Annotated in this window: 2 protein-coding genes; both read right to left on the reverse strand. The window is 68.1% G+C overall.

The window, feature by feature from the left end:
• Positions 1-2,005 (reverse strand): type I polyketide synthase (locus E1289_RS36510; RefSeq protein WP_131988579.1); only part of this gene is annotated, 2,005 nt, incomplete at its 3' end.
• 20 nt (positions 2,006-2,025) lie between these two features.
• Positions 2,026-4,866, reverse strand: coding sequence for an SDR family NAD(P)-dependent oxidoreductase (locus E1289_RS36515; RefSeq protein ID WP_347813618.1), 2,841 nt, complete (start codon positions 4,864-4,866; stop codon positions 2,026-2,028).

Genomic DNA, 4,866 nt, shown 5'->3' on the forward strand with positions numbered 1-4,866 from the left:
TGTAGGCGGCGGCGATTTCGCCTTGGGAGTGGCCGATGACGGCGTGGGGGTGGATGCCGTGGTGTTGCCAGAGTTTGGCCAGGGCGGTCATGACGGCGAACAGGGCGGGTTGGACGACGTCGACCCGCTCCAGGTTGGGGGCGGTGTGGCGCTGGTGGAGCAGGTCGAGCAGGGACCAGTCGGTGTGGGGGGCCAGTGCCTGGTGGCAGGCGTGGATGTGGTCGGCGAACACCGGTGAGGTGCGGAGGAGTTGGGTGGCCATGCCGGGCCATTGCGATCCTTGGCCGGGGAACACGAAGACGATCCTGTTGTCCCCGGAGGGGTCGGCTGGGGGTGTGTGGGTCAGTCCGGGTGCGGTTTGTCCGGTGGCCAGTGCCCGCAGGCCGGTGCGGAAGTCGTCGAGTCCGGTGCCGGTGATGACGGCGCGGTGGGCGAAGGCGGCGCGGGCGGTGGTGAGGGTGTATCCGACGTCAATGAGACTGACGTCGGGGTGGTGGTCCAGGTGGTCCAGGAGCTGTTGGGCTTGGGCGCGGAGCGCCTCGGGGGTTTTCGCCGATACAGGCCAGGCGAGTGCGGGCGCCGGGGTTTCCGTGTCGGCCGGTGTGCGTGCGGGTTCGGTCGCTGGGGCGGGGGCTTGTTCGAGGATGAGGTGGGCGTTGGTGCCGCTGACTCCGAAGGAGGACACAGCGGCACGGCGGGGCCGGTCGACCTCGGGCCAGGGCTGAGCCTGGCTGAGCAGGGAGACGGTTCCCGAATCCCAGTTGATGTGGGGGGAGGGCTCATCGACGTGGAGAGTCTCGGGCAGATGGCTGTGGTTGATGGCCTGGACCATCTTGATGACCCCGGCGACCCCGGCCGCGGCCTGCGTGTGGCCGATGTTGGATTTCAGAGAGCCCAGGTAGAGCGGTATGTCTCGGTGCCGACCGTAGGTGGCAAGCAGTGCGTTGGCCTCGATCGGATCGCCCAACGTAGTGCCGGTGCCGTGGGCCTCGACCGCGTCGATCTGGTCGATCGTGAGTTCGGCGTTGGCGAGTGCCCGCCGGATGACGCGTTCTTGTGAGGGTCCGTTGGGTGCGGTGAGGCCGTTGCTGGCGCCGTCCTGGTTGACCGCCGACCCCTTGATCACGGCCAGGATGTGCCGGCCGTTGCGCTGGGCGTCCGACAACCGTTCCAGCAGCACCAGGCCGACACCCTCGGACCATCCCGTGCCGTCGGCGGACGCGGCGAAGGACTTGCACCGGCCGTCCGCCGCCAGCCCCCGCTGTCTGCTGAACTCCAGGAACGTGTTCGGTGTGGACATGACGGTGACTCCGCCCGCCAGCGCCAAGTCGCATTCACCGGTGCGCAGGGAGTGGGCGGCCAGATGCATCGCCACCAGGGAGGAGGAGCAGGCGGTGTCGACCGTGACCGCGGGCCCTTGCAGCCCGAGGGTGAACGAAACTCGACCGGATGCGACGCTGCCCGCGCTGCCATTACCGATATGTCCCTCGTAACCACTGGGTGGTTGGGGGAAGCGCGACCCGTAGTCGTGATACATGACGCCGGTGTAGACGCCGGTGGAGGTGTCTTTGAGCGTGGTGGGGTCGATGCCGGCGCGTTCGATGGTTTCCCAGGCGACTTCGAGCAGGAGCCGCTGCTGGGGGTCCATGGCGGTGGCTTCGCGGGGGGAGATTCCGAAGAATGCGGCGTCGAACTGGTCGGCGTCGTGCAGGAACCCGCCCTCACGCGCGTAGGACTTCCCGGGTGTATCGGGGTCGGGGTCGAAGAGGGCGTCCAGGTCCCAGCCCCGGTTGTCGGGGAACGGTGTGATGGCGTCGCGGCCCTGCTCGACCAGCTCCCACAAATCCTCGGGAGACGACACACCACCCGGGTACCGGCACCCCATCCCCACGATCGCGATCGGCTCCCGGGCGCGTTTTTCGACCTCACGCAGTCGCAGCCGGGTGTCGCGAAGATCAAGGGTCGCCCGCTTGAGATACTCGCGGAACCTGTCATCGGTCGTCATCGTCGCAAGTCCCTCTTCGATCAGTTGGGTCCGCGGAGCTCGTTCTCCAGGAGCGTGAAGAGCTCTTCGTCCGTCGCAAGGTCGGGTTCGCCGTCCTGTTGATTCGTCGTGCGTTCGTTCAGGCGGCTGTTCCAAGCTCTGAGCAGATCCTTGATCCGCAGGGCGATCTCGAAATGGTGGGCTTCATCGACGAGGGCCTCCGAGGTCATCTCGCGGAGCCGGTCGAGTTCGGTGAGAAGGGCCGTTCCGGCGTCGGCGGGTACCGGGGAGAGCTGCTCATGGAGGTGGTCGGCGAGCGCCGCCGGCGTCGGATGATCGAAGATGAGGGTCGCCGGCAGCCGGAGGCCGACGGTCGTGCCGAGCTGGTTCCGGAGGTCGACCGCCGTCAACGAGTCCAGCCCGAGTTCCTTGAACGAGCTGTGGGCGCTGAACTCTTCGCCGGCCGGGTGGCCCAGGACCACCGCCGTCACGCTGCAGACCAGCCGGACGAGCTGCTCGTGCGAAAGCTCGCCCGGAGCAGCGGTCGGCGCCGCGGCTCGTCTGTCCCTGTTCGGCAGGAGACCTCGCAGAAGCGGATGAGGGTTCCGCGCCTGCGCGTTCCACCGGGCGGCGATGACGGCGGGTCGGTTCTGCATCAGTGCCGTGTCGAAAAGCCTGAGTGCGTGTTCCGTGGGAAGCGGGTCGACCCCCAGGCGTGCGGCACGAGCGTGGTCGGCGCCGGAGAAACGCTTCGTCATTCCGGTCGGCTGCTGCCAGAGGCCCCATACAAGGCTGGTGGCCGGAAGTCCCCGGCTATGGCGGTGATGCGCGAGCCCGTCGAGGAAGGCGTTGGCGGCTGCATAGTTCCCCTGCCCGGGGGACCCCAAGGTCCCGGCGAGGGAAGAGAAGAGGACGAAGTGAGCGAGGTCCTCGTCCTTGGTGAGCTCGTGCAGGTGCCAGGCCGCGTCGGCCTTGGACGCGAGCACCGTGTCCATCCGCTCGGGAGTGAGTTCGGTCAGGACGGAATCGTCGATCACTCCTGCGGCGTGCACGACACCGGTCAGGGGACGCTCGGCTGGAACCGTGGCCAGAAGGTCTGCCAGCGCGTCCGGATCAGAGATGTCGCAGGAGGCGATGGTGGCGTGGGCGCCGAGTTCGGTGAGCTCGGCTTGGAGCTCGCGTGCGCCTGGGGCTTCGGGCCCCGACCGGCTGGCGAGAAGGAGGTGCCGCACGCCGTGGTGGCCGGCGAGGTGCCGGGCGATGATGGCGCCGAGGCTTCCGGTGCCGCCGGTGACCAGGACGGTTCCTGCCGGAGCGAACGGTGCCGGGCTGGGGTCCTCGCCGGTCCGGCGTGTCCTGGCGACCTCGGGGACGAGTAGCTCTCCATCGCGGACGGCGAGCTGGGCATGACCGCTTCCGAGCGCCGCCGGGATCGCGGCGAGGCTCTCCGGGGTGCGGTCGAGGTCGAGCACGACGAACCGGTCGGGATGCTCGGTCTGAGCCGTGCGCATCAGTCCCCACACCGCGGCTTGGGCGACGCTCTCCACCGTGCCGTCCGCACCCGCGGGGACGGCGCCATGGGTGAGCACGACCAGGCGGCAGGCGTTCAGCCGGTCCTCGGCCAGCCAGGCATGGAGCAGTCCCAGAACCTCGTGAACAAGCCTCCGGGCATCGGCGGGAGCCCGGTCTGCGCCGTCGGTGCAGACCCACGCGGCGAACGCGGGGACAGGCGTCCCGGCCTCGATGGCCGAGACGAGGTCGGCCACGTCGTCGTGCCGCCCGGCAAGGACGGTCTCCGGCAGATCAACCGGGGGTTGCGCATTGCGGTCGCTTATGAGGACGCATGCCGACTCAACCTGGGTACTCGGCCGCGCCTGCACCTTCCACGCCAACTCATAGGACGGGCTCTGCTGCCTGGCGCTGAGCTGTTCGCGATGGATGGGACGCAGGAGCAGAGAGCCGACAGTCGCCACGGGCCCGCCCTCGGCATCGGTGACGGTGATGCGGACCTGGTCGTCGGCGGTGGGCTGCAGGTGCGCGCGGACGGTGGTGGCGCCTGCGGCATGGAGGGAGACGTTCTGCCAGGTGAAGGGGAGCTTGATCGGGTCGTCGGTGGACCCGGTGAGTCCGAGGGGGTGGAGTGCGGCGTCGAGGAGTGCGGGGTGGATGCCGTATCCGGTGGTGTCGGTGTCGTCGGGGAGGACGATGTCGGCGTAGAGGTCGTCGCCGTGTTGCCAGGCGCGGGTGAGGCCGCGGAACGCCGGGCCGTAGTCGTAGCCGCGTCCGGCCAAGTCGCCGTAGAAGCCGGTTAGATCGACGGGAGTGGCTCCACGCGGCGGCCAGTTCTCCTGGACCGCGGAGGTCTCGATCTCCGGCGTCGCTGCGAGCGTGCCGACCGCATGCCGCACCCATGAGGAGCCGTCTTCGCCGTCAGCGTGCCTGGAGTGGATGTTGATCGTGCGTCGTCCGTTGTCGTCGGCGGGCTCGATTGTGATTTGTAGGTGTAGGGGGCCTTGGTCGGGGATGATCAGTGGGTTTTCGAGTGTGAGTTCTTCGATGTGTGGGGTGTCGGTGTGGGTGCCGGCGTGGAGCGCCATTTCGATTAGGGCGCTTCCGGGGATTAGTACGGAGTCGGTGATTGCGTGGTCGTTGAGCCAGGGTTGGGAGTTGAGTGAAAGCCTTCCGGTGAGAAGGGTCGTGCCGGAGTTCGGTATTTCGGTGGCGGCGACCAGGATGGGGTGGCTTGTTGTGGTGAGTCCGAGGCTTTCGGTGTTCTTGTCGTGGTTGTTTGTGTGGAGCCAGTGGGTGTGGTGTTGGAAGGGGTCCCCATCTGCGTGGGCGCTCCGCAGCGACGCGTAAGCGTCATCGAGCCGCTGCTGGAT

The organism is Actinomadura sp. 6K520 (genome assembly GCF_004349245.1).
In the GTDB taxonomy this organism is placed as follows: domain Bacteria; phylum Actinomycetota; class Actinomycetes; order Streptosporangiales; family Streptosporangiaceae; genus Spirillospora.